This window comes from Bradyrhizobium sp. 44, from assembly GCF_023073095.1.
Classification (GTDB): Bacteria; Pseudomonadota; Alphaproteobacteria; order Rhizobiales; family Xanthobacteraceae; genus Bradyrhizobium.
The window spans coordinates 772,165-796,431 of sequence record NZ_JADPIY010000029.1 but is presented as its reverse complement, the minus strand read 5'-3'; the positions used below and the strand labels follow the sequence as shown (position 1 = coordinate 796,431).

Sequence of the window (24,267 nt, the reverse complement as noted above, 5' to 3'; positions counted from 1 at the left end):
GAGACCACAGCCGTCGAGACGCAAGTCTTGTCGCCCCAGCGCGTCGCCCCCAAATCGTGCCTAACGAGGAAGCAAAGAAGGGTGACACATGGCCGACGGCATATCGCTTGCCGACAAACTCGCGACTTTTGGGGATTTCTGGTCTCCGCGCACGATCACGACCTTCAACGACTGCGACGTGATGGTGGTGAAGGTGAAGGGAGAGTTCACCTGGCACAAGCACGACGACACCGACGATTTCTTTCTCGTCCTGAAAGGCAGCCTGGACATCGAATTGCGGGATCGCACGGTGACGCTCCGTCCGGGCGAACTCTATGTCGTGCCCAAAGGTGTTGAGCATCGCCCGGTCGCGCGCGAGGAAGTTCATCTCCTGCTGATCGAGCCAACCGGCACGCCGAACACGGGCGACAAGGCCACCGCCGCGGCCCGCAAGCTCGCATAGAGAGCGACGCGCGGGCCCTAATCCCTGGTGGTCACCAGCCTGCCGAATCCGCCGGCCAGCCTGGCTCTGGCCCGCGCAACAGTGTCCCTCGCCGCGCGGCCCAAGGCGCGGACCGCGCGCCAGGCTTCGGTCGCCTGCAGCCATGCCCTTACCTCGGTGACCTTCCCATAGGCCCAGGCGAAGGCTGGAATCCTCATCAGCTTGTCACGGGTGAGATGGAACAGGCGCTCGACCAGCACCAGCTTGAGCAGCTCGCCGATGATGAACGTCACCGCCCCACTCACGACCTGGCCGGTCGCCGCGAGATAGGCCGCCACGGGCTTGACCGGCTCCAGGATAATGACGGGCACGGAAAACAGGGCGAGCGAGCAGTAAGGCGACAGCGATCTGATCCAGCCGCGCAATCGCTTCAACTGGAGGTGCCGCCCGATCCAGCGCGAGATTGGCCTCGCCACAGCCATGAAGACCGCATCCACCAGGAAGTAGACGGCGGCCAGGATGTAAGTGACGGGTTTCAGGATTCGCTTCACGATGAACTCTCCCGTGAACTGAAAGCCGAAACCCGGGCCTAAGTTTCACCCCGGCGTGAATAACTCGGGGATTTTCGATGGAACTTTTCGTGCACGGCCGCCCGCTCCCGGGGTTCAGATCTCCGCATAGACCTCCAAAAGATTGCCGTCGGGATCACGGAAGAACAGCGTCCGATGCCCGAACGACTGGTTCGTCGGCGGCGACAGCAGCGCCACGCCGTGGCGTGCAAGTTCGTCGGCACACGCATCGACTTCGGCCGCGCAGACCTTAAAAGCCAGTTGCAGCGAGGCACTGCCCGCCGGCGTCGGTGTGTCAGTCGCGGTCCGGCCCGGTGTAGCGAGAGCCAGCGTGTTGGGGCCCAACCCGTACTCGATCCAGTTCGCCGACAGCTCCCGCAGCAGCGGAAACGCGAGGACGTCTTCATAGAAGCGGCGCATCGCCGCCATGTCGCGCACGAAGAAGACGGTGTAGTCGATCGCACGGATGGCGCGGAAGGGCGAGCGGGTGCGTTGGATCGGTTCGGTTGTCATCTCGTCCTTCATTCCAAACGCCGGCTCGTAGCCCGGATAGAGCGTAGCAGAATAGGAGGAGCCACAGGCGAGAATCCCGGATTACGCTGCGCTCCATCCGGGCTACAGGGCTCGCGAGACTTTATCGCAACAAACCGCCACTGTAACGGACCGCATAGAGCGGCACGCCATCCTGCCGCGCGATCGTCTCGACACCGTGGAAACGATCGAGCGCGCCCTCCACCTCGTTCCGATAAATCATGCCTGCCTGCTCGAACAGATGCGGGCCCCGAAACGGATACTCGACGCTGACGTCCAGCAACGCCTGGCGCAGGAATTTGTAGACCGCGAGGAAGGTGTCTCGATCCGTGATCTCCGCGCGGACGCCACCGCTGTAGCTCATCGACCAAATGACGCGCTCATCCCGAGACACGGTCTCCTGCCGACAAAGAACCCTATTCCGAAATAGATATCGCGATAGGCATAGGGTGCCGCGCGATGCTCGAGCTGCTTTGAGCCTCTGAGCGGCGGAGCGGCCACGGTGGCGTCGTCGTCGAGGCCCGCATAGGTCCGCCGCTTGGCTTCGACCAGAAACGCCGCGAGCTCGTGCGGAATCGATACCATCGCCTACTCCACCAGTTCCGGCCACGGCACGATCGTCGATTTCACCGTCTTCATCGCCATCGCGTCCCTCACCGCCTGCGCGACGCCGTCTTCCGTGAACGGATAGATCGTCTGCATCTTCAGCCAGGGATATTTGCCCGCCGTGCGATGGAGCATGTCGACGCCGAGCGGCAGATCGTTGGCGCTAAAACCCCAGGAGCCCAGCACGTTGATATCCTTGGTGCAGATGCGGTGCCAGGAGGTCTCGATCGAGCCGGCGTCGGTGAACTGGCCCATCTCGACATACGTGCCGCCGTCACGCAGCATCTCGATGCCTTCGGGGCCGGCGGTCGGATGACCCGAACAATCCATCACCAGATCGGCGCCGAACCCACCGACGATGTCGCGCACGCGGGCGATGCGTGCCTCGGGCGATTTGATCTCCTCGATGTTCACCGTCGCCTCCGCGCCGAACTCGCGCGCGAGCTTGAGCCGGGGCTCCTCCGGTGCGCCGACACAGATCACGCGCCCTGCCCCCATCTCCTGGGCAGCAGCGACCGCGAGAATGCCGATCGGGCCCGAGCCCTGGATCACCACGGTGTCGCCCCAGGTGAAACCACCGGCGCGGCTCGCGCGATTGAAGGCACGGATGCAGGAGGTCAGCGGCTCCGACAGCGCACCCAGACGCAGCGACATGTCGTCCGGCAATTTGTAGATCTTGGTGCCCGGCAGCATGTCGAGATCGACATAGACATATTCGGCCCAGCCGCCCCACATGTGAGGCGCCTTGTCGAAGCCGAGATAGCGGCCGTAATAGACCGGCGTCAGGCACTTGTTGGCGGTCAGGGGATAATGGATGCAGTAATAACAGCGGCCGCAGGGCATCAGCGGCGGGATCATCACTTTTGATCCGACCTTGAGCGGCTTGCTCATGAAGTCCTCGGTGAATTCGTCGCCGCATTCGACAATGATTCCGCCGAGCTCATGGCCGAGCGTGAACGGCCATGGCAGCGGCCTCGGCCAATGTCCTTTCAGGATGTGCAGGTCCGTGCCGCAGACGCCGCACGCGCCGACCTTGATCAGGGCGGCCTTTTTGCCGACCTTCGGCCACGGCACGCTGCGGATGACGGGCTCGCTGCCCGGCCCTGCGTGGGTGCAGACGCGGATCTGGTCCATGGCTGTTTCCTCGCTGCCCGTTTTTATGATGGCTGATTGGTGTGGGCTGACGAGCAGCGTATGTGAGGTGAGCGGCCGTGCCAAGCCGCGGGGGCGTAGCCCGTATGGAGCGTAGCGGAATACGGGGAGCCACAGGCGAGAATCCCGAATTACGCTTCGCTCCATCCAGCTACGGGACCGTTGTTCTCACACACCCAAGTGTCTTGAGCGCTCGACGGCGAACGTGTAGGCACGGCGCGAAAAGTCCCACCCAGGTGCCCTCTTGAACCCCCTCCCCCAAAATCCCGTGGTCGCGTCCGGCTCGTTCGCGGCGATGAAGTCGGTGCCCTATCGGCTCCAGTTCATCGCTTACGTGCTGGCGATGATGGCCGACAATATCGAGCATGTGATCAGCTATTGGGTGGTGTTCCAGAAATTCCATTCGCCGGCGCTGGCAGGCTTTGCGGTGCTCTCGCACTGGCTGCCGTTCCTGCTGTTCTCGGTCGCGGTTGGAGGGCTGGCCGACCGGGTCGATCCGCGCCGCATCATTCAATGCGGCATGCTGCTGTTCATTGTTGCCTCGGCTGGATGGGGTTTCTTCTTCATCACCGACGCCATCGAGATGTGGCACGCCATGCTGCTGCTGGTGATCCATGGCTGCGCCGGCGTGTTGTGGCAGACGCCCAACCAGCTGCTGCTCTATGATCTCGTCGGTCCGGCCGATCTTCCGAGCGCAGTGCGGCTGAATGCGATGGCGCGCTATCTCGGCATTCTGGTCGGCCCCGCCGTCGGCGGAATCATCATGCTCACGCTCGGCACCTCGCACGGCATCATCTTCAACACGCTATTCTATCTGCCGATGCTGCTGTGGCTGTTCTGGGCGCCGGTGCGGGACAAGAGTGTCGCGGTGCGGCGCTTCGCCGTGCGGGGCTTCGCCGACATCATACTGACGATCCGCGCCATCGGCACCCAGCCGGTGCTGACGGCGATGACTTGGCTTGCCGGCCTCACCTCTTTCATGATCGGCAACGCCTATCACGCCCAGATGCCGGGCTTTGCCGGCGATCTCGGCTATGGCGATCCCGGAATCTCCTACAGCGTGCTGCTCGCGGCCGATGCTGCCGGCGCACTGCTCGCCGGCATTGCGCTGGAATCCTGGGGACGGCTCAAGGGTACGCCGCGCACCGCGATCATGCTCGCGATGCTGTGGAGCGTGGCGCTGCTCGGCTTCGCCTCGGTGCGGATCTATCCGGTCGCGATCGTGCTGCTGTTCTTTGCAGGCTTCTTCGAGCTGTCGTTCAACACCATGGCGCAGGCGCTGGTGCAGTTGAACGCGCCGTCCGACATTCGCGGCCGCGTCGTCGGCCTCTACAACATGGCGGGGCTCGGCATGCGGGCGTTCAGCGGCATTACCGTCGGCTTGTTCGGTGCGGCGATCGGCATTCACTGGTCGCTCGGGCTCTCGGCCGCGATGCTGCTGGCGCTGCTATGTTTTCTCTATGGGCGCGCGGCGAGGAAGACGACCGGTTGACTCCGGCGTCTCCCCACCGCACGCTCGATACAGGGCTTGGGGAGATGACGCGTTGCGCAATCGCTGGGGCATTCTTGCGATCCTGTTCGTCGTTCGCCTCACCATCGCGTTCCAGTTCCAGAGCGTGGCCGCGGTCGCGCCGCTGCTGCAGCAGAGCTTCGGCGTCGGGCTCGCCGATATCGGCATCCTGATCGGACTCTATTTCACACCGGGCATCGTGCTGGCGCTGCCGGGCGGCGCGATCGGCCGGACCCTCGGCGACAAGCCCACCACGATCGTGGCGCTGCTGCTGATGACGGCGGGCAGCCTCGTCATGGCCACCACGGACATCTGGGGCTGGCAGATGGCGGGCCGGCTCGCCTCCGGCGCCGGCGGCGTGTTGCTGACCGTGCAACTCACCAAGATGGGCACCGACTGGTTTTCGGGTAAGGAGATCGCCACCGCGATGGCGATCTTCGTCAACTCCTGGCCAGCCGGCGTTGCGATCTCGCTGCTGGTGCTGCCGGCGATCGGCACGGCGTATGGCGCGGGCGCCGTGTTCCTCGTGGCCGGCGCGCTGACCGCGATCGGCATTGTGCTGATCACGTTCTACGAAGCGCCGCCGGGAGCAACCGCCAGCGCGGCCGGCTCCGGGCGGCTTGATCCGCTCGCGCTTCTGGCGGTGATCGTGGCGGGCGCGATCTGGGGCCTCTATAATGTCGGCTTCGCCATGATCTTCTCGTTCGGCCCCTCGCTGCTCGCCGAGCGTGGCTGGAGCATTGCCGCGGCGGGATCGGCGATCAGCCTCGTGATGTGGCTGTCGGTGATCTCGGTGCCGGCAGGCGGCTATCTCGCCGATCGCTTCAAGCGACCGTTCGTGCTGGCGATCGCGGCCAGCCTGGTGGTGGCCGGGCTGCTGGCCTGGCTGACCCGATCCGACGCCGTGATCACGATCCTCGTCCTGATCGGCCTGTTTGGGGGCCTTCCGGCCGGCCCGATCATGAGCCTCGCCGCCCGCGTGCTTGGCCTTGAAACCCGGGCGATCGGGATGGGCGTGTTCTACACTCTCTTCTATGCCGCGATGATGCTGGGACCGGCCATTGCCGGCCGGCTCGCCAAATCGGCCGGCACGGCCGCGGTCGCACTCGACCTCGGCGCGCTGACGGTGCTGGCCTGCCCGCCCCTGATGTGGCTTTTCGAACGCATTGTGTCTGTTCGTCATCGCCGCGCCCGATCCTAACGCGGCATTAACCCTGTGCACCTTAGGGTCGTCCCGGACTCCGCCAGGCGGGGGGTCGGGTTGTGAAAATGGCGTTGGCGCACAAAAAATTTCTTCCGGCCGCCGAGGAACGTCGGCGTTTCCAGCGGGTGAAGGTTCACCTGCTCGGCCGCTACATGCTGCCGGACCGCCGTGAATTCCCTTGCCAGGTGATCAACATGTCGCCGGGCGGGCTGGCACTGCTGGCCCCCGGCATCGGCAATGTCGGCGACCGCGTGGTCGCCTATCTCGACCATATCGGCCGCGTCGAGGGCAAGATCACCCGCATCATCGACAATGGCTTCGCCATGACGGTCGGTGCCACACCGCGAAAGCGCGACAAGCTCGCGGCACAGCTGACCTGGCTCGCCAACCGCGACATCCTCAATTTGCCGGAAGACCGCCGCCACGATCGTATCGTGCCGCGCAATCCGATCGCGGTGCTGACGCTCGAGGACGGCACCAAGATGACCTGCCGCATCATCGACCTTTCGCTCTCGGGCGCCGCCATCGCCGCCGAGAACCGGCCGCCCCTGAAATCGACGGTTCTGCTCGGCCGGGTGCAGGGCCGCGTGGTCCGAAACCTCGAAGACGGCTTCGCGCTCGAGTTCATGCATTCGCAACCAATTGAAACTCTCGAAGAGAGCGTTACCGCGCGGTAAAGCGCGAAGGCACCAAAACCGCTGCATTTCCAGCCCTGAAGGCGGCCTCCGCGATGCGGACGCCGCCTTTTTCATAGGTCGTGACGGGCCTCGCGCGGGTTAACGCGGAGGCTGCGGGTGCGTGCAAACAACGGTTCCGCCAGCGTTTCCGCGTTAATCGATAAAATTTGAATCAATTGAAGTCATATCGAATTTTATTCAAGTTTGACTCAAGTATAGATCGAATTCGCCGCGTGTTTTACTTGTATTCGTCTCGACTTGACTTGACTGGCTTAGCGGCAACTCAAAAGCTGCCTGCGCAATGTGGTCCCAACAAGAAACGGGGGCCGCAATGTTTGATTTCAGGGGACAGGGGAAGGGAATGGCGCTGGCCGCCATGCTCTTCGGAATGAGCGCGGCAGCGCAGGCCGGCGAAGGCCGTCTGCTCTACGCAAGCCTCGGCGACACCACGCGTGCGCCGATCGGCTGGGTCGAGTTCTGTGCGGATAATGCCGCCCAGTGCCAGGGCGCACCGACGCAACCGCGCGACATCGTGATGTCGCAGGCTGCATGGCGCGACCTCGTCAAGGTCAATCGCTGGGTCAACGAGACCGTCAAGCCTTTGACCGACCAGGAGCACTGGGGCGTGATCGAAAAATGGTCGCTGCCGTCGGACGGTTACGGCGACTGTGAAGACTACGTGCTGTTGAAGCGCAAGATGCTGATCGATGCCGGATGGCCCCGCGAGGCCCTGCTCATCACCGTCGTGCGCGACAAGAAGGGCGAAGGACACGCGGTGCTGACGGTGAAAACCGACAAGGGCGAGTTCGTTCTCGACAATCAGAACGAGAACGTCGTTGCCTGGACGGAGACCGGCTACCGCTTCGTCAAGCGCCAGTCGCAGAGCGATCCAAACGTCTGGGTCTCGCTCGGCGACACCAAGCCGGCGGTCTCCACCGCCAGCGCGAGAGATCAGTAGAGACAAGCGAAAGAGATACGCGACCCGGTCACATCCCCACCCCTCCCCGTCCCAGACCGGTTCGCGCGCGGCCAGCCATCCCCCAATGGCTGGCCGCAACTTTTTTGGGGGATGTGCTTCGCTTAGTCCTGCGGCGTCTGCCGCGACCAGGGCACGCGCGCGGCGGTGAAATCGCGCCATGTGCTTTGCAGGGCGGGCTGCACCCCGACCGACGCGCGCGCCTGCCAGCCGGCGATCGCCGCCGCGGCGATGGCGCAGTCGGGCTCGGCATCAAGCCCGTCGAGCAATGATGCCGTGACCGCCATATCGTTGAAGGCGCCAAGCTGCTCCTGCAGGCCGGCCAGCCTGCGCGAGAATTTTCGCGCGGATTTGCGATCTGCGAACAGCGGCAGCAGAAACTCGCTGAGATAGCGCAGCCGCTTGGTCGCGAGCCGCAGGCGGTGCAGACCTTCGGCGGAAAGCGACTTGAAGCGGCGGCCGCGCCTGAGCACCTTCGCATATTGCTCCGACAGAATGCGCTGCGCGAAGGTGACGGCGGGCTCGGCAAGCTGGCCGAGATCCTGCGCGGCGACGTCGTTGCGCCAGCCCCTCGTCTCGATCCAGCCGCCGAGGCCGAGCAGGAACACGGCGCAGCCGCGATCTTCGAGCGCATCATGCGCCTTGCGATAGGCGTCCGACTGACGCCCGGCCGCAGCCCGGCCCAGCGCATCGAAGCCCGCTACCGACGGACAGGCTGTTGCGATCGTCGGCAAGGTGTCGAGCCGGAACACATCCCAGTCGCGCGCGGCGGAGAGGTCTTGCGCCAGCCATCTGGCTTCCGACCGCAGCGCATCGAGATTGCTGAGCGCGCCGACCGACCGCATCAGACCCAGCGCAGATCGAAGCCGGCGCAGCGAGACGCGCAGCTGATGGACGCCTTCCGGATTACGGCCGTCCTCGGCCGCCGGCAGCGACTGAAGCAAATGGAGGAAGCAGGAGCGCAGGATTGTCGCGAACGCCTCGTCCAATGTCACCGACGGATCGAGACGAAGTTTTCGCGGACGCCGCGCCGAGGGCGGCTTGTCGGCGGCAAGATCGAAGCCGCGCGCCGATTTGGTGCGGATCGACGGCATTACGTCGCCGTGCTCCGCGAGCCGCAGCGCGATCTCGTAGATCGCGCTCGCGCTGCCGCTCTTGAGCTCCAGCTCGATCTCGCTCACGGGCAGTGAACGATTGCCGGCCGTCAACTCGCCCCGGTCGAAGGCGATCTCGACCGTGCCCGACGGCAGGTCGATCATCCGCGCATGACGACGGACATCGGCGGTGACGACCGCTTCGAGCGGCTGCGCTTCCACTTGGCCACGAAGCTTCTCCGGAATGAAGGGCATCGCGAGAGCCAGATCGGGCGCAAGCGATGGTACCCCCGCCTCCCACTCGCCGCGGCGGAGCGGATCGTCCGCCGCATCGGTCTTCACGGTTTGGACGAAGCGCGCGCCGCTCTGACGAACGCGCAAGCTCAAGCCGTTGCGCCGCAACGTCCGCTCCGGCGTGTCGTAATAGACGGACTTGAGATGTTTGCGCGTGCCCTTGTTGCGCGCGTTCGCCGCGATGACGGGCGCAGCGTTGAAATACGCCATGCGATCGGCATCGACCAGAAGCTTGAGCTCGATCTCACCGGCATGCGCGGCAGCGCTCGACCGGAGTGGTTCCGCTGCCGGTTCCGCATCTTGCGATGGCGTCTGATCGATCACGGGCTCCGCGACGAGCTCGGCGGGTTCACGCTGCCTGAAGAAGCCGGCGACGACTTGCGTTCTCTTGTTGTCCTTCGCAACAGGATTCCCATCCCGCGCGCTCGGGTACTTGCGAACCGGCGTTGCGTCTGACTTGAGCATTTACAGGTACATGACAGTTCGATGACAGAGCGTCATCCTATAGCCGGTGCGACTCGCGAGGACTAGTCACGTGACGTCGCAGCGCCCGACCATCCACACGCGTTGCGAGCGCACAATCCAGCTCGACCACAGGAACTAAATTGCCGCCGGGCGCAGCAAGCGATCGAATTGACTGCGAATTCCGCTCTACTCGAAACCGAAATGAACGCGTCAGCGGACTTGACTCATCATGGCCTTCCCGCAATCGGTGACGATGGCATCGAGCGCGCTGCCCTGTCGCCCCGGCGGTTGCTTCATCGGCTAGCGGCACAGGCAATCACAAGGAGCTGCCATGACGTCGTTCCGTCCCGTCATCGCGTTGTCCAGGGGCCTCGAAGTCCTGCGGGTGATCAATCAGGAACGGCAGTCGACCGTCGGCTCGCTGCACAAGGCGACGGGGCTCAACAAGGCAACAATCGTCCGCATGCTCGAGACGCTGGAGCACGAAGGCTATGTGGTGCGCCGTACCGAGCCCACCAGCTACGCGCCGACGGGACGCGCGCTGCTGCTCAGCGCAGGCTATGACGAGCCGACCTGGATTGGCGGCATCGCCGAACCCATCCTCAACAAATTCCGCAAGCAGATCCACTGGCCGTCAGACATCGCGGTGCTCGATCAGGAGTCCATGGTCATCGCCCACACGACGCGCGTGGATGGCTCGCTGCTGTTCAGCCGCCCGCCGGGTTTTCGCTTTCCCGTCCTCGGCACCTCGATGGGACGCGCCTATCTCGCCTTCTGCGAGCCCGCCGAGCAGGAGCGCATTGCCGCGCGGCTTGCCCTCGGTCCCGAGCCCTGGAACGATCTGGCGCGCAATCCCGTCAGGCTTGCCAAAGTGCTGCGCACGATCCACGGCGCCGGCTTCGCAGTCATGGACGAGACCTACAGCCGCCGCGTGTTCGGCGGCGCAGTGTGGGCGATTGGCGTACCCGTCGTTTTGCGGAATCGGCTGTTCGGCAGCATGAACGTGATGATGCTCCGCGAAGCGGTCAGTCCGGAGGAAGGCATACGCCGCTTCGTACCTTCGATGAAGAAAGTCGCTTCCGCACTTGCGGAGGCGCTCGGCGCCAAGCTTGCCGCGCCGGGTTCTCATGCAGGTCGGCGATGATCATTTCACACAGTGAAACGATATTTTGATTTCTTGACCCTCCTCTTTACCCGTGTGACACCTCGTTGCGGTGGCTGCCGGCTACCCAATGACACAGGAAAAAGGGGGAGGCCGAAGTGCGGACATCCGCGACAATTTGGGCTGCCGCGATTGCATGCCTGACGATAGCCGCTTCTGAAACGGCTTGGGCCGAAGCGTGGCCGACCCGGGCAATCAAGATCGTCGTCTCCACGCCGGCAGGCGGCATCACCGATGCCTTCGCCCGCGCCTATGGCGACTATATCTCGCAGAAGCTTGGCCAGCCGGTCATTGTCGAAAACAAGACCGGAGCCAGCGGCGCGCTGGCGGCACAGTCGGTGAAGGATTCCCCGGCCGACGGCTACACGCTGATGTACACGATCTCGTCCACCCTGCTCGGTAACCGGCTGCTGCTGAAATCGCTGGCCTATGATCCGGACAAGGATTTCACGATCGTGGCGGTGACGCCTTCGGGGCATCTACCGCTGGTGGTCCATTCCGCCACCAATGCAAAGACGATCGAAGAGTTCGTCGCGTACGCACGTGGCAACAAGGTCACGGCCGGCTCGTACGGGATCGGCTCGTTCGCGCATATTGCGATCGCCGAGCTCAACCGCCAATTCGGTCTCGACATTTCCATCGTGCACTACCGCGGCGAAGCGCCGATGTGGCAGGATCTGGCCGCCGGGGTGATCCAGGCGGCGGTCGGTAGCTATCAGGCTGCGCTTCCGGTGCTCGATACCGGCATCGGCCGCCCGATTGCCGTGCCGACACCGGTGCGCATGAAGAAGCTGCCCGAGACCAAGACATTTGCCGAGCAAGGGGTCACCGGCAATGTCTTCCAGCTCATCAGCTTTACCGCGCTGGTGGCGCCCGCTGCGATGCCGGAAGACCGGATCGACATGCTCGCCAAGCTGATGGTCGAAGGCGGCAAGACCGAGCGCGTGCAGAAGCTGCTCGATGCCTTCGGCGTCGATTCGCCGGCCATGGATCGCGCGTCCTCGATTGCGCTCTACGAAAAAGAAGGGCCGGTCTGGCTCGAGTCGATCAAGACTCTCGGATTGGAGCCGCAATAGCCGTCGCCGTGCCCACCCGGGTGCGGACGCGCCTCGTTGAGCTCAGACCCCGAGCACGTCCGCGAGCCGCAACTCGTCGGCGGCGGGATCCTTCAGGAACAGCTCGGCCTCGATCTCGTTCAGATGCGACAACATCTGCGCGCGCGCGGCCTCCCTGTCGCATTTGCGGATCGCGGCGACGATCCCGGCGTGATGATCGGTGCCGCAGGCCGGCGTGTCGTGCCGGCGGTAGAGCAGGATGATCAGCGAGGAGCGCGCAATCAGCTCCTTGAGAAAACCGAGATAGATGCTGTGGCCACTCATCTCGGCGACGAGTCGATGGAAGTCACCGGAGAGGCGGACCGAAGCACGAGCATCGCCACGCAGCTCCGCCTCGCGTTCTTCGGCAAGATGCCGCTGGAGACGCCCGATCCAGGCCGGCGACACCGCGTCAACGGCGTGATCGACGATCGTCGGCTCGATCAGGCGGCGCGCCTCGAACACTTCGCGCGCGTCCGCAGGCGTCGGCCGCGCGACGAAGGCGCCGCGGTTCTTCTCGATGTTGACGATGCCCTCATGCGCGAGCTGTTGAAGCGCGGTGCGAACCAACGTTCGGCTTGCCCCGTAGATCTCGCCGATCTCGTCCTCGCCGAGTTTCGTGCCGGGCAGCAGGCGATGCTCGAGGATCGCCGCCGTCACGCCTTCCCGGATGCGGCTGACGCGATCGCTCGCATCTGGCGCGTCGGATTTCGGTCGGGACTTGGCGGCCATGGGGGTGAGGACTCGATCGTCGAAGATGGCGTCGAATCCTAATCGACCAGCTGTATTCAATCACAGGCGAAACTTTATACAATCTGCGCCTGTTTTGTGTGCACGCAACTGCGAAAGCGGCGAGCCGCCCACGCCCGTGGGATTCGATCTAACGATCTGACTCCGCTGCACTGTTTTGGAATTCGGCCGGCCGAGAACGATTCAAGGGCGATTGGCATGGACCTTGCGGAGAGAGGCGCAGCATCGCCCTTGCCCCGGACACGCCATGGCCACTCCTGCCGCCCTCGAACTGGTCGCCGTCACCAAGCGCTACGACACGACGCTGGCGGTCGACACCGTCAATTTGAAGATCCCGGCCGGCACCTATTGCTGCCTGCTCGGCCCCTCCGGCTGCGGCAAAACCTCGACCTTGCGCATGATCGCCGGTCACGAGGCGGTCAGTGAAGGCGACATCATCCTGGGTCCGCAGAACGTCACCGATCTCGAACCCGCCAAGCGCGGCACGGCGATGATGTTCCAGTCCTACGCGCTGTTTCCGCACCTCACCGTGATCGACAACGTGGCGTTTGCCCTGAAAATGCGCGGCATCGACCGGGCGACGCGGCACAAGCGCGCCGGTGAGTTGCTCGAGCTGGTCGCGATGACGCCCTACGCGGCCCGCCTCCCCGCACAGCTGTCTGGCGGCCAGCAGCAGCGCGTCGCGCTCGCCCGCGCGCTGATCACCGAGCCGCAGATCCTGTTGCTCGACGAGCCGCTCTCTGCGCTCGATCCGTTCCTGCGGGTGAAGATGCGGGGCGAACTGAAGCGGCTGCAGCGCGAGCTCGGCATCAGCTTCGTTCAGGTCACGCACGGCCAGGAAGAGGCGATGGCGCTCGCCGACCACATCGTGGTGATGAACCAGGGCAGGATCGAACAGCAGGGAAGTGCCCGTGACATCTTCCATCATCCCCGCACCGAATTCGTGGCGCGCTTCATCGGCGGTCACAACGTCCTCAGCGACGCAGGCAAACTCATCGCCGTGCGCGCCGATCAGCTCGGCATCGTGCCGATCGCCGACGGCGCGGTCGGCGCGCCGGCGCTGCTGACCCAGACTGAATACCAGGGCTCCTACATCGCCGTCTCGCTCACGCTCGAAGACGGGACCGCCCTGTTCTCCCATCTTCCCGAGGCTGCCTTCGACGTCCACCAGTTCCGGCCGGGCGATCGCGTGCTGGCCACCTGGGATCCCGCCAAGGCGCAACGTCTGCAATAGCGCCGATCAATCACCGGAATGCGCAACAGAGGAGTGAGTGATATGACCGAAACGACCAGGAAGAAGGGCCTTAGCCGCCGCACGCTACTGAAGAGCACCGCGGGTCTCGCCGGCCTTGCCGCCGGCTCCGGCGCCATCACCGGCTTCCCCTACGTGATGTCGGCCGAGCCGAAGGTGCTGCGCTATCTCGGCACCGCCGTGAACGAGGGCGACGAGATCTCCAAGCAGTGCCTGAAGGACACCGGCATCAAGATCGAATACATCACCGCGACCACCGACGACGTCACCAAGCGCGTGATGACTCAGCCGAATTCCTTCGACGTGCTGGACACCGAATATTTCGCGCTGAAGAAGATCGTGCCCTCGGGCAACATCCTTGCCCTCGACGCCAGGAAGATCAAGGAATTCGACAACATCACGCCCGTCTTCACCAAGGGCCAGACGCCCGGCGGCAAGAAGATCGGCGGCCAGGGTACCGCGCCCTGGAAGGTGCTCTATCTCGAAGGCAAAGACTCCAAGAAGTTCGCGACGTCCGCGACCGAATTCGTCACCCTGATCCCGACCGTCTACAACGCCGACACGCTCGGCATCCGTCCTGATATCATCAAGCGTCCGATCAGCTCGTGGGCCGAGCTGCTCAATCCCGAATTCAAGGGCAAGGCCTCGATCCTCAACATCCCTTCGATCGGCATCATGGATGCCGCGATGGTCGTGGAAGCCACCGGCAAATACAAATATGCCGACAAGGGCAACATGACCAAGGAAGAGATCGATCTCACCATGAAGGTGATGACCGAGGCCAAGAAGGCCGGTCAGTTCCGCGCCTTCTGGAAAGACTTCAACGAGAGCGTCAACCTGATGGCCTCTGGCGAGACCGTGATCCAGTCGATGTGGTCGCCGGCGGTGACGAAGGTCCGCTCGATGGGGATTGCCTGCACCTTCCAGCCGCTCAAGGAAGGCTATCGCTCCTGGGCCTCGGGCTTCTGCGTTTCCAAGGGCGTCTCGGGTGCGAAGCTCGAATGGGCCTATGAGTTCGTCAACTGGTTCCTGTCCGGCTACGCCGGCGCCTATCTCAACCGCCAAGGCTACTACTCCGCCGTGCTCTCCACCGCAAAGGCGCATATGGAGCCCTACGAGTGGGCCTATTGGATGGAAGGCAAGGCGGCCGAAAAGGACATCAAGGCGCCCGACGGCTCGCTGCTCGAAAAGGCCGGCGCCGTGCGCGACGGCGGCTCCTACGAGGACCGCATGGGTGGCGTCGCATGCTGGAACGCTGTGATGGACGAGAACGACTACATGGTCCGCAAGTGGAACGAGTTCATCGCGGCGTAATCTGATGGACACGTCGGAGGACATTTTGCAACAGGCATCCCCGGACCTGTTCCGGGGATCGGAGACGGCGCGCCGCAGCAAAGCGGTGCGGCTGTCGCCCTCCTTCATCTCCTGGCTTCAGGCCGGGCCGATGATGCTGGTGTTCCTCGCCTTCTTCCTGATTCCGCTCGTCTTCGTCGTCATCGTCTCGTTCTGGGACTACAACGAATATCAGTTGCTGCCGGCTTTCTCGGGCCGCGGCTACACCGACACGTTCGAGGGCTGCATCGCGCAGCTCCCCGATCTCTGCACGATCGCCAAGACTTATCTGAAGACGCTGAAGCTCTGCTTCCTCGTGTGGGTCATTACCCTCTTCATCGGCTTCTGGGTCGCCTACTTCCTCGCCTTTCACGTCAAGTCGAAAACCTGGCAGATGGGACTGTCGCTGCTGTGCACGATCCCGTTCTGGACCTCCAACGTGATCCGCATGATCGCCTGGATTCCGCTGCTCGGGCGCAATGGCCTTGTCAACTCAGGCTTGGTCAAGACGGGGCTGATCAACCATCCCGTTGAATGGCTGCTGTTCTCCGAGTTCTCCGTGGTGCTGGCGCTGGTTCACCTCTTCACCTTCTTCATGGTGGTGCCGATCTTCAACTCGATGGTGCGCATCGATAAATCGCTGATTGAGGCCGCCTATGACGCCGGCGCCACCGGCTTCCAGACGCTCGTCAACGTCATCATCCCGCTCGCCAAGCCCGGCATCGTGATCGGCTCGATCTTCGTCATCACCATCGTGATGGGCGATTTCATCACCATCGGCGTGATGGGCGGGCAGCAGATCGCGGCCGCCGGCAAGATCATCGAAACGCGGGTGAACGCGCTGCAATTCCCGGCCGCAGCGGCCAACGCCGTGATCCTGCTCGTCATCACGTTCCTGATTATCACCATGATGTCGCGCATCGTCGACATCAAGAAGGAGCTCTAGAGCATGAAGGAAGGACGCCCGCGCTCTTTCTACGTGCTTGCGATCTTCTTCGCGGCCTACACGCTGTTTCTCTACGGCCCGATGATCGCGATCTACGTGCTGTCGTTCCAGGGGCCGCAGGGCGGCCTCACCTTCCCGATGAACGGTGTATCGACTTTCTGGATCGCAAAACTGTTCCAGGGCACCGGCATCGTCGATCTCGGCGCGGCGTTCCGCCGTTCGCTGCTGCTCGGCATTATCGTGATGATCGTCACCGTCGTGCTGTCGGTCGCGGCGGGCATGGCGTTTCGCCGCAAGTTCAAGGCGCAGAGCATTTTGTTTTACTCGGCGATCGCGAGCCTGATCGTGCCCTCGATCATCACCTCGCTCGGCATCTCTCTCGAATTCCGCATCATCGACGACCTGATCAAGGCGCATTGGAACGAGAATTTCGAGACCTCGATGGGCCTGCTCACCTCGGGCCTCGGTGCACATTTGACCTGGACGCTGCCGTTCGGCCTGCTCATCATGTTCGCGATCTTCAACCGCTTCGATCCCAGGCTCGAGGAAGCCGCGCGCGATCTCGGTGCGACGCCGTGGCAGGCCTTCCGTCATGTCGTGCTGCCGATCATCCTGCCTTCGGTGATCGGTATCGGCCTGTTCGGCTTCACCCTCTCCTGGGACGAGCTCGCACGCTCCAGCCAGGCGATCGGTGCGGTGAACACGCTGCCTCTCGATCTCCAGGGCCTCACCACCACCGTGACCAACCCCGACATCTATGCGCTCGGCACCGTGATCTCCGCCGTCTCGTTCACGGTGATCAGCCTTGCACTCGGCACCATCCACGTGTTGAACAGGCGGCAGGCGGCCAAAGGCTCGGACGCCGGCAAAGGGCTTGTCTGATCTGATGCGACTCCACGTCGTCAACCCCAACACCACGGCGTCGATGACGGCGAAGATTGCCGCCGCGGCGCGCAGCATCGCCCTGCCCGACACATTGATCGACGCGCGCCAGCCGGCGATGGGTCCGGTTTCGATCGAAGGATTTTACGACGAGGCCTTCGCCGTCCCCGGCATGCTCGGCTGCATCCGCGAGGCCGATCGCGACGGCGCGGACGCGCATATCATCGCCTGCTTCGACGACACCGGCCTCGACGCCGCGCGTGCCGCGGCAAAGGCACCCGTGATCGGCATTGGCGAGGCGGGCTTCCACATGGCGAGCCTGATCGCCGCGCGCTTCGCCGTGGTGACGACGCTCGGTGTCTCCGTCGTGCCGATCGAGCATAATTTGCGAAAATACGGCCTCGCCGAACGCTGCGCCCGCGTCCGCGCCGCCGAGGTGCCGGTGCTCGCGTTGGAGGAGCGCAACACCGATGCGCTCGCAAAAATCTCCGCGGAGATCACAACCACGATCCGCGACGACCGCGCGGAGGCCATCGTGCTCGGTTGCGCCGGCATGGCCGATCTCGCCAATGAACTCGCCGCCACGCATGGCCTGCCCGTGATCGACGGCGTCGCCGCCGCGGTGACCTTGGCGGAATCACTGGTGCGACTGGGACTGAAAACCTCCCGGCTCGGGCCCTATGCGGCGCCGCGCTCGAAGACCTATTCAGGTCCGTTTTCGCCGTTTCAGCCCTGATCTCTGCCCCTGACGGACGTTCGGAGGCCTCAAGGCCTCATGATGGTTGGTTTTTTTGCTCTTAGCCTCTTTTTGGTCCCATTCCTTGCCGAAACGTAACGCTTTCGGGACACCCGGCGGCCTCAGGGTTGCCGGTCTTCGCCACTCACCAAGTTTCAATTTGGGTTTTGTCAGCGATGATCGATCTCGCAGAGGACGCACCGTCCAACCCGCTTCTTCGCCTCGGCGCCCAGCCCATCGCGCTGACCGCCGCCGCCCTGCTCCTGCTGATCGCCGGTGTGACCTCGATCGCGATCTGGCGCGCCTATACCGGCTCAGCCCCCGAGACCGACCGGGTGGTGGCGTCGCGGCAGCTTCAGGCTCGCACCGCCCAAGCCTCCGAGCAGTTGGTCGAGAAGACCAAGGGGCTGGAAGCAACTCAGCAGGAATCGATTGACCAGCTTCAAGTCGTGCAGGACCAGCTTCAGAGTGTGAAGCGCTTGCTCGCATTCCAGCAGGCCGACACCAAGCGTCTGTCCGAGCAGGTCACGACACTCAACGAGTCCATCGACGGCCTGCGGCAATCCTTTGCCAGCGCCCGGGCGAGCGAGGCGGAGACTCCCTCGGTTACCCGCAGGAAACCTGCACGGCATCGTGTCCATGCCAATGCACGCAAGCGCTCGCGCGGCTGAGCAGCCGGCCCGCCTAAATTTTTGGAGTTGTGAACTGGATCACATTCGCCCGTGTGATTCCAAGCGATGCTCGCCGTTACCGGATGGCGTGAGCCGATTTCAATGTCCGGGGCTGGCAAGGTCGTTGACGGTATATTGCGTCAGCGACCTTGTTTTTTAACGGGTACCGCCGCCTATTCGCAGACATCTACGGGGCGGATGCGCCAGCCCGACGGCGTCATGACGCGCTTGCGCACGACGTAGCAGCTGCCATAGCCACCATCGTCGTAGCCGGTACCATAGTAATAGGGATCGCCGTAATACGGCTGGCCATAGCCGTAATAGCTGCCGTAATAACCCGCGCCGGCGATACCCGCCCCGATGGCGACTCCCGGCCAGAAGCCGCCGCCGCGCCAGCCGCCTCCTTGGCCCCAGCCTCCGCCATGGCCCCAACCGCCGCCACCGTGGCCGAAACCGCCCCGCGCCTGGGCCGCCTGTGGGGCCGACAGCGCGACTGCCGCGACGGCGAGCGCCGCCATCATCATCTTGCGTAACATCACTCGATCCTCCGCGTGGAGACGCTCCACGCTTCAAAGCAGGACCAAGCTAATCGGCTTGAGGCGTTCCTGACAGCTTCACTGTCTCACTTCCGCGCGAGCATCAGCAGCCGCGGCAGATGCTCTTGAGCTTCCTGTCGAGCAGCCGGTTCTCCGCGTTGACGGCGGCGTCGGTGGATCCGCCTGCACCGGTCCCGGTGGTGGTTCCGGAGGAGGCATTCGCTCCCGATGACTGCGCCGTACCCAGACTGTTGGTGCCAGGCGCGGGAGCCGGAGAATTGGCGACACCTCCGGCCGATCCTGCGGAGCCGCCGGTGGCTTGCGCAAACGATACGGCCGGCATCGCGGCGAGGGCGAAGATCACGATCACGGTCTTGATTGAACGGGCTGTAGGCAAGCTGGCCATCGAAATTCTCCTTCGCCCGTCAACCGCCGCAGCCAACACCGGTTCCGGAACAAATGCCGTCGCATCAGCTTGAAACCGGGAGGCGGGCACGATCACGCTCAAGCTGATCTTCTGCTCCAGAAACAGAAAGGCGCAGTCACGATGAACGATCGCGATGCTTTTGCAGAAGGCGAACGCGCGGCGCGTCAAAACATTCCGGCGGAAGCCAATCCGTACCAGGACGGCAGCGACGAGCATGCTCTATGGTCCGCGGGGCACGAGAAGGTCGCAAGCGCACTAGAAGCGCGCGAGTCCGAAGGAAGCTGAGCTCACCCGATCCGCTTGAGGCCCTTCGTGAAGCGCGGGCCGTTCGCGACGTAGAACTTCGCCGCGCTGCCCATCTTCTGCACCTGGGCGTCGTCGAGCGTGCGGATGACCCGCGCCGGCGAGCCGATGATCAGGGACCGTTCAGGGAATTCCTTGCCCTCGGTGATGACGGAGCCGGCGCCAACGATGCTGTTGCGGCCGATCCTGGCGCCGTTCATCACGATGGAGCCCATGCCGACGAGTGCGCCCTCCTCGATGGTGCAGCCGTGCAGGATGACGTTATGGCCGACCGTACAGTTCCTGCCGATGTGAAGCGGAAAACCGAGATCTGTGTGGCAGGTCGATCCGTCCTGCACGTTGGCGCCCTCGCCAATCTCGATCCACTCATTGTCGCCGCGCAGCACCGCGCCGAACCAGACACTCGCGCCCGGCTTCAGGCGCACGCGGCCGATCACGGTGGCGGTCTCGGCGATGAAGTAGTTGCCGTCGGCGGGAAGGTCGGGCGCCTGCCCGTCGAGCTCGTAGATCGCCATGAGGGTCTCCTGTCGGGTCAACCCCAGCCATAGCGAAACGGCAGCCTTGACGCAAAGGGCTGCCGCGCAGGCAGCCCTACAGCGCGCGCATCAGACCAGAACGCCGGCCGCGCGGAGCGTCATCAGGAAGAAGGTGCCGCTCATCATGCTCCAGAAGCCGGCGATGACGGTGGCCATCATCACGAATTCGACGCGACGGCTCTCCAACTGCCTGCCGCGCAGGGTGTTGCGCATGATGATGAAAGGCGCCGCGAACACCAGGAACGGAACCGCCGCGAAGGTCTTCGGCGCCACGCCGTCCTGCAACAGACCGAAGCCGGCGGGCCGCTGTGCGACCGTCTGGTATCCGCTCACGAGCGCGCCTGCGAGCGCGAAACCGATGCCGATCGAGAAGAATGTATTGAGAGCTTCAGGTGTCATCGGAACGGTCCGCCCTTACGCAACGCCAGAGCCTTCCTGTGACAAAGAGTGCCGGTTAACGCTACATTATCCTTAAGGGAAGGTTAACGCCGCCAGCCGTCCCACGCAGGCCTCTCTCCCTTCCCTGCAGCCGGTGAACGCTCCGCGAAATCGCCACCACGTGGCATATTCGCCGCTGATTCGTCGGCCATCCGCCGACTTCCGGCTCATTCGCGCGGCTCATGACGGTGTTTTCGGCAACCTCCCCTCAGTCTCCCCGGGCGCGCACCCGGGGCCACGTGATCCCGATCGTGCTCGGCGGCATTGCCGCGGCGTGCGCCGTCGCGCTCGTCGCCTATCTGTTGTGGCCGACCTGGGGTCCGAGCGGCGCGAGCGGCCCGGACAAGCTGCCGGTGAGCGTTGGCGGCACGCTGTTCAACCTGCCCACCACTGCGATCCGGATGAAGATCCAGCGCCACTCCGGGCCGCAGGAGCGGATCGATCTCGACTTCCTGTATCCCTCGCTGGAGCCGCCGGGCGCGCCGAAGCACGTCACCGCCGATAGCGTGGATGCGGCGATGCAGCCGATCGACCGCATCTTCCTGTCGATCGCCGCGCATCGCGATGCGCTCTCGCCCGAGCAGCGCACCGCCACGATCTATCTGCGCTATCTCGACCAGGCCGCGGCAATGCCCCAGGACGGGCTGACGATGCGGATGTTCCGCGCCGATACGCCGTACGGCAGCGAGGATCTCTATTCTGCCGCAAGTCCGGCGCTGACCGCGCGCTGCACGCGCGATGGGGCGACGCCCGGCATGTGCCTCGCCGAACGCCGCGTCGGCGGCGCCGACCTCACCTTCCGCTTTCCGCGCAGCTGGCTATCGCAGTGGCGCGATGCGGCGGAAGCGATGGAGAAGCTGACGGCGCAGTTGCGGGGACCGAAGGGGTAAGCGGCCGCGCGGCCCCAAGCCTCCAAAACAAAAACTGCGAAAACAACCCCATGCACAGTAGCCAAGTGCCTGGCATGACTTCGTATTTTCGAAGCCAGCCTGCGAAAATTCGCCCCCTCCGACAATTCGTCGTTTTCGAAAAAATTCAAAGCCCCGGGCCATTCAAACGCCGATCACCTTGCGATCGCTCCAGCGATAAGTCGGCAGATCCAGCTTGTCGGCAAGGTCTCGGCCGATGGCGAATTTCGCCGCGCCTGGCAACGAGAACGCCTTCACGACCTGATTGCGAAACCACAATCCCCATGACGTCCGCGGCGCAAATGCCGCGGCGAAGCGCTCCGCTCCGCGCTGCTTGGCGCCGATATAGCTGCGAAGGCGGGTCTCATAGGTGCTGAATGCTTCCTCGTGGCGCCCGTCGGCGCGTACGAGCTCTCCCGCAAGCACATAGGCAGAGATCATGGCCAGAGCCGAGCCCTGCCCGGCGACGAGCGAGACGCAGAACGCAGCGTCTCCAATCAGCACGACGCGGCCCCGCGACCAGCCGTCCATCCTGATCTGGCTGACCCGGTCGCAATACAAATCATCGGTGCGCTCGAGTTCGTTCAGAATGTCTGGGCATTCCCAGCGGGCGTCGCGATAGAGATCACGCAGCTGTGCCTTCTGTGCGGCAGGCTCGCCTGCATCACCGCGAAACACGAAGAGGAACAGGGTGCGATCATCGCGCAGCGCGAAACGGCCAACCATACGGCCCGGCCGGTTGTGCATCAGGTACACATTCTCGTCGCGATGGCGATAGCCGCGGGTCTCGAATGCCGCGACGCCATAGCCGAGATTTCTTTCGAACGTCTCGATCGAGCCGAACGCAAGGCGGCGCACCTCCGAATGCAGGCCGTCAGCACCGACGACGAGATCGAAACGTCGGCTCCCGCCCCGCCGCAACTGGACGTCGACCCCTTCAGGCTGCTGCTCCAGGCCAACGATCTCCTCATCGAAGATCGTTTCAACACCATCGCGGACCGTACCGTACAGCAGGCGCGACAGATCGCTTCGTGCCAGAGTGACGTAACGCCCGCCTGTGAGATCGTCGAGGACGTTCGCACCAAATCCGGCGACTCGCCGGCCGCGACCATCGACGATCCGCATTTCCCTGACGCGGTAGCCGGCGCTTTCGATCGCCGGCAACAGCCCCATCCGTTCGGCGATGTCGTAGCCCAGTCCCCAGAAATCGATCACGTAGCCGCCATGACGAAGCGCGGGCGCGCGTTCAACCAGCGTCGGCTCGTAGCCTCCGGCACGCAGCCAATACGCGAGCGTAGGCCCGGCAATCCCCGCCCCGGAGATCAGCACTGTTCGCATGGACGGAATGTGGGAAAAGCGTCGGCCGATCGCACCGCCGCGTTAGACACTAAATGGTGAGGGCGAGAAGTTCCGTCTCACCAATCGGGTCGCATCACTCCTGATCGACGAGATCGTCCTCGAGGATCGCCATCTGGAACTGGAACGAGCGATCGTCGTCCTCATCATCGACGAAGAGCACACCGATGAATTCCTCGCCGATATAGACCTCGGCGGAATCATCCTTCTTCGGCCGCGGCACGACGCGGATCTTGGAATTGCCGAATACGCGCTTCAGGTACGCGTCGAGCTTCCTAACTTCCTTCACGTCCACGGCAAGTCTCCAATCGAAATCTGGGTTGGCGCGGGTTTTAGGACGAGACGCGACCAACCGCCAGCATGAATTGCCAAAGAATTTTTGGGGCGAAGGGGGCGGAAAATCCGCCCCTTCCGACAAGCTCGACGTCCCCTCTCAAAGTCCCATCTCAAAGTCCCATGGCGTTGATCATCTGATCCATGGTGCGCGACGGCTCGGCGCAGCCGGCTTCGCCGACGACCTTGGCGGGCACGCCTGCGACCGTGACGTTGTGCGGCACGGGTTTGACCACGACCGAGCCCGCCGCGATGCGCGCGCAATGGCCGATCTCGATATTGCCGAGGATCTTCGCGCCGGCCCCGATCAGGACGCCGTGGCGGATCTTCGGATGGCGGTCCTCGTTCTCCTTGCCGGTGCCGCCGAGCGTGACGCCATGCAGGATCGAGACGTCGTCCTCGATCAGCGCCGTCTCACCGCAGACGAAACCGGTGGCGTGATCGAGGAAGATGCCGCGGCCGATGCGCGCGGCGGGGTTGATGTCGGTCTGGAATACCGCAGACGCGCGGCTCTGCAGATAATACGCAAAGTCCTTGCGGCCCTTCAGATAAAGCCAATGCGCGAGGCGGTGGGTCTGGATGGCGTGGAAGCCCTTGAAATAGAGCAACGGGTCGATGAAACGCGAGGTAGCGGGGTCACGGTCGTAGACGGCGACGAGATCGGCGCGGAAGGCGTTGCCGAGATCGGGATCGTCGCGTAGCGCCTCGTCATAGGTCTGGCGCACGAGATCGCCCGACAGCGCGGAGTGATCGAGCCGATCGGCGACGCGATGGATCACCGCATCTTCCAGGCGACTGTGATGCAGCACCGTCGAATAGATGAAGGTCGCAAGCTCTGGCTCGCGATGGACGATGTCCTCCGCTTCGCCGCGGATCCGATCCCAGATCGGATCGAGCGTTGCGAGCTTTCCTCCCGGATTGACCTGATGCACTGCCATGAGATCTGCTCTTTCGAATTGGCTCGTTTCACTGGTTCTATAACACAGTCTAGGCGACAAAGTCCTGACGGGCTTGCCTGAGAGTGAACAGTGCGTTGCCCAGCGAGGCCATGCCAACGCGTTGAATCACAACAGTTTCTTCCGACGCCCCCGGCGGCAAGGTCGGCT

Annotated in this window: 28 protein-coding genes; 14 read left to right on the top strand and 14 right to left on the bottom strand. The window is 63.8% G+C overall.

Annotated elements, in window-relative coordinates; genetic code table 11:
- The first annotated feature begins 88 nt into the window (after window positions 1-88).
- Window positions 89-442, top strand: a complete 354-nt coding sequence (locus tag IVB41_RS29575) for a cupin domain-containing protein (RefSeq protein WP_247437692.1) — start codon at window positions 89-91, stop codon at window positions 440-442.
- A 17-nt stretch (window positions 443-459) separates the two neighbouring features.
- Here the strand turns inward: IVB41_RS29575 and IVB41_RS29570 are convergent, their stop codons facing one another.
- The 5 genes from IVB41_RS29570 to IVB41_RS29550 all read right to left on the bottom strand — a co-directional run bounded on the left by IVB41_RS29570 (window position 460) and on the right by IVB41_RS29550 (window position 3,261).
- Window positions 460-972, bottom strand: a complete 513-nt coding sequence (locus IVB41_RS29570) for a hypothetical protein (RefSeq protein ID WP_247437690.1) — start codon at window positions 970-972, stop codon at window positions 460-462.
- A 114-nt stretch (window positions 973-1,086) separates the two neighbouring features.
- On the bottom strand, window positions 1,087-1,515 hold the full coding sequence (locus tag IVB41_RS29565) for a VOC family protein (protein ID WP_247437687.1): 429 nt from the start codon (window positions 1,513-1,515) through the stop codon (window positions 1,087-1,089).
- Between the two features lie 109 nt (window positions 1,516-1,624).
- The gene (locus IVB41_RS29560) at window positions 1,625-1,885 is read right to left on the bottom strand and encodes a DUF5680 domain-containing protein (protein ID WP_247362210.1); all 261 of its coding nucleotides are present in this window, start codon (window positions 1,883-1,885) and stop codon (window positions 1,625-1,627) included.
- Window positions 1,882-2,106, bottom strand: a complete 225-nt coding sequence (locus tag IVB41_RS29555; RefSeq protein ID WP_247362212.1) for a hypothetical protein — start codon at window positions 2,104-2,106, stop codon at window positions 1,882-1,884. Before IVB41_RS29555 ends, IVB41_RS29560 begins: the two co-directional genes overlap by 4 nt.
- Window positions 2,107-2,109: 3 nt before the next feature.
- Entirely contained in the window at window positions 2,110-3,261 is a 1,152-nt protein-coding gene (locus tag IVB41_RS29550) for a zinc-binding dehydrogenase (protein ID WP_247437685.1), read from the bottom strand.
- A gap of 262 nt (window positions 3,262-3,523) precedes the next feature.
- Here IVB41_RS29550 and IVB41_RS29545 point away from each other — a divergent pair, with 262 nt between their 5' ends.
- From IVB41_RS29545 to IVB41_RS29530, 4 genes are all read left to right on the top strand, one after another.
- Window positions 3,524-4,771: an MFS transporter gene (locus IVB41_RS29545; RefSeq protein WP_256464261.1), complete on the top strand. Its 1,248-nt coding sequence runs from the start codon at window positions 3,524-3,526 to the stop codon at window positions 4,769-4,771.
- Window positions 4,772-4,823: 52 nt separating this feature from the next.
- A complete protein-coding gene (locus tag IVB41_RS29540; RefSeq protein WP_247437683.1) occupies window positions 4,824-5,990 on the top strand; it encodes a CynX/NimT family MFS transporter in 1,167 nt (388 codons plus the stop codon).
- A 68-nt stretch (window positions 5,991-6,058) separates the two neighbouring features.
- The gene (locus tag IVB41_RS29535; RefSeq protein ID WP_007602573.1) at window positions 6,059-6,670 is read left to right on the top strand and encodes a PilZ domain-containing protein; all 612 of its coding nucleotides are present in this window, start codon (window positions 6,059-6,061) and stop codon (window positions 6,668-6,670) included.
- Window positions 6,671-7,001: 331 nt separating this feature from the next.
- A complete protein-coding gene (locus IVB41_RS29530) occupies window positions 7,002-7,628 on the top strand; it encodes a transglutaminase-like cysteine peptidase (protein ID WP_247287143.1) in 627 nt (208 codons plus the stop codon).
- A 122-nt stretch (window positions 7,629-7,750) separates the two neighbouring features.
- Here the strand turns inward: IVB41_RS29530 and IVB41_RS29525 are convergent, their stop codons facing one another.
- Window positions 7,751-9,499, bottom strand: a complete 1,749-nt coding sequence (locus tag IVB41_RS29525; protein ID WP_247400279.1) for a CYTH and CHAD domain-containing protein — start codon at window positions 9,497-9,499, stop codon at window positions 7,751-7,753.
- A 331-nt stretch (window positions 9,500-9,830) separates the two neighbouring features.
- On the opposite strand from IVB41_RS29525, the gene IVB41_RS29520 reads away from it, so the two are divergent.
- Both IVB41_RS29520 and IVB41_RS29515 read left to right on the top strand, forming a co-directional pair.
- On the top strand, window positions 9,831-10,643 hold the full coding sequence (locus IVB41_RS29520; protein WP_247437681.1) for a helix-turn-helix domain-containing protein: 813 nt from the start codon (window positions 9,831-9,833) through the stop codon (window positions 10,641-10,643).
- Between the two features lie 116 nt (window positions 10,644-10,759).
- The gene (locus IVB41_RS29515; protein ID WP_247437678.1) at window positions 10,760-11,737 is read left to right on the top strand and encodes a tripartite tricarboxylate transporter substrate binding protein; all 978 of its coding nucleotides are present in this window, start codon (window positions 10,760-10,762) and stop codon (window positions 11,735-11,737) included.
- A gap of 42 nt (window positions 11,738-11,779) precedes the next feature.
- Here the strand turns inward: IVB41_RS29515 and IVB41_RS29510 are convergent, their stop codons facing one another.
- Window positions 11,780-12,487, bottom strand: a complete 708-nt coding sequence (locus IVB41_RS29510) for a GntR family transcriptional regulator (protein ID WP_007611826.1) — start codon at window positions 12,485-12,487, stop codon at window positions 11,780-11,782.
- A gap of 265 nt (window positions 12,488-12,752) precedes the next feature.
- Here IVB41_RS29510 and IVB41_RS29505 point away from each other — a divergent pair, with 265 nt between their 5' ends.
- The 6 genes from IVB41_RS29505 (at window position 12,753) to IVB41_RS29480 (ending at window position 18,324) form a co-directional block, all read left to right on the top strand.
- Window positions 12,753-13,739, top strand: a complete 987-nt coding sequence (locus IVB41_RS29505; protein ID WP_027567792.1) for an ABC transporter ATP-binding protein — start codon at window positions 12,753-12,755, stop codon at window positions 13,737-13,739.
- A 42-nt stretch (window positions 13,740-13,781) separates the two neighbouring features.
- Window positions 13,782-15,071, top strand: a complete 1,290-nt coding sequence (locus tag IVB41_RS29500) for a PotD/PotF family extracellular solute-binding protein (RefSeq protein WP_027567791.1) — start codon at window positions 13,782-13,784, stop codon at window positions 15,069-15,071.
- A 4-nt stretch (window positions 15,072-15,075) separates the two neighbouring features.
- Window positions 15,076-16,035, top strand: a complete 960-nt coding sequence (locus tag IVB41_RS29495; protein WP_027567790.1) for an ABC transporter permease — start codon at window positions 15,076-15,078, stop codon at window positions 16,033-16,035.
- 3 nt (window positions 16,036-16,038) lie between these two features.
- Entirely contained in the window at window positions 16,039-16,917 is an 879-nt protein-coding gene (locus IVB41_RS29490; RefSeq protein WP_027567789.1) for an ABC transporter permease, read from the top strand.
- Between the two features lie 4 nt (window positions 16,918-16,921).
- Window positions 16,922-17,653 carry an aspartate/glutamate racemase family protein gene (locus IVB41_RS29485; protein ID WP_247438234.1) on the top strand — a complete coding sequence of 244 codons (732 nt, stop codon included), beginning with the start codon at window positions 16,922-16,924 and terminating at the stop codon, window positions 17,651-17,653.
- Window positions 17,654-17,829: 176 nt separating this feature from the next.
- Window positions 17,830-18,324 (top strand): hypothetical protein, encoded by a 495-nt coding sequence (locus IVB41_RS29480; protein ID WP_247437675.1) that lies wholly within the window; start codon window positions 17,830-17,832, stop codon window positions 18,322-18,324.
- 173 nt (window positions 18,325-18,497) lie between these two features.
- Here the strand turns inward: IVB41_RS29480 and IVB41_RS29475 are convergent, their stop codons facing one another.
- From IVB41_RS29475 to IVB41_RS29460, 4 genes are all read right to left on the bottom strand, one after another.
- On the bottom strand, window positions 18,498-18,860 hold the full coding sequence (locus tag IVB41_RS29475) for a hypothetical protein (protein WP_247437673.1): 363 nt from the start codon (window positions 18,858-18,860) through the stop codon (window positions 18,498-18,500).
- Window positions 18,861-18,963: 103 nt separating this feature from the next.
- The gene (locus IVB41_RS29470; protein ID WP_247437671.1) at window positions 18,964-19,266 is read right to left on the bottom strand and encodes a hypothetical protein; all 303 of its coding nucleotides are present in this window, start codon (window positions 19,264-19,266) and stop codon (window positions 18,964-18,966) included.
- A 308-nt stretch (window positions 19,267-19,574) separates the two neighbouring features.
- Window positions 19,575-20,105 carry a gamma carbonic anhydrase family protein gene (locus tag IVB41_RS29465; RefSeq protein WP_027567784.1) on the bottom strand — a complete coding sequence of 177 codons (531 nt, stop codon included), beginning with the start codon at window positions 20,103-20,105 and terminating at the stop codon, window positions 19,575-19,577.
- A 90-nt stretch (window positions 20,106-20,195) separates the two neighbouring features.
- Entirely contained in the window at window positions 20,196-20,525 is a 330-nt protein-coding gene (locus IVB41_RS29460; RefSeq protein WP_007611845.1) for a DUF6949 family protein, read from the bottom strand.
- 221 nt (window positions 20,526-20,746) lie between these two features.
- Between IVB41_RS29460 and IVB41_RS29455 the strand changes: the two genes are divergently transcribed.
- A complete protein-coding gene (locus IVB41_RS29455) occupies window positions 20,747-21,454 on the top strand; it encodes a hypothetical protein (protein WP_247437668.1) in 708 nt (235 codons plus the stop codon).
- A gap of 162 nt (window positions 21,455-21,616) precedes the next feature.
- Here IVB41_RS29455 and IVB41_RS29450 read toward each other — a convergent pair whose 3' ends face one another.
- From IVB41_RS29450 to cysE, 3 genes are all read right to left on the bottom strand, one after another.
- Window positions 21,617-22,810 (bottom strand): FAD-binding domain, encoded by a 1,194-nt coding sequence (locus IVB41_RS29450; protein ID WP_247437656.1) that lies wholly within the window; start codon window positions 22,808-22,810, stop codon window positions 21,617-21,619.
- A gap of 94 nt (window positions 22,811-22,904) precedes the next feature.
- Window positions 22,905-23,123, bottom strand: a complete 219-nt coding sequence (locus IVB41_RS29445) for a DUF3126 family protein (protein ID WP_027567779.1) — start codon at window positions 23,121-23,123, stop codon at window positions 22,905-22,907.
- A gap of 151 nt (window positions 23,124-23,274) precedes the next feature.
- The gene (gene cysE / locus IVB41_RS29440) at window positions 23,275-24,099 is read right to left on the bottom strand and encodes a serine O-acetyltransferase (protein WP_007602549.1); all 825 of its coding nucleotides are present in this window, start codon (window positions 24,097-24,099) and stop codon (window positions 23,275-23,277) included.
- Between the last annotated feature and the right edge of the window lie 168 nt (window positions 24,100-24,267).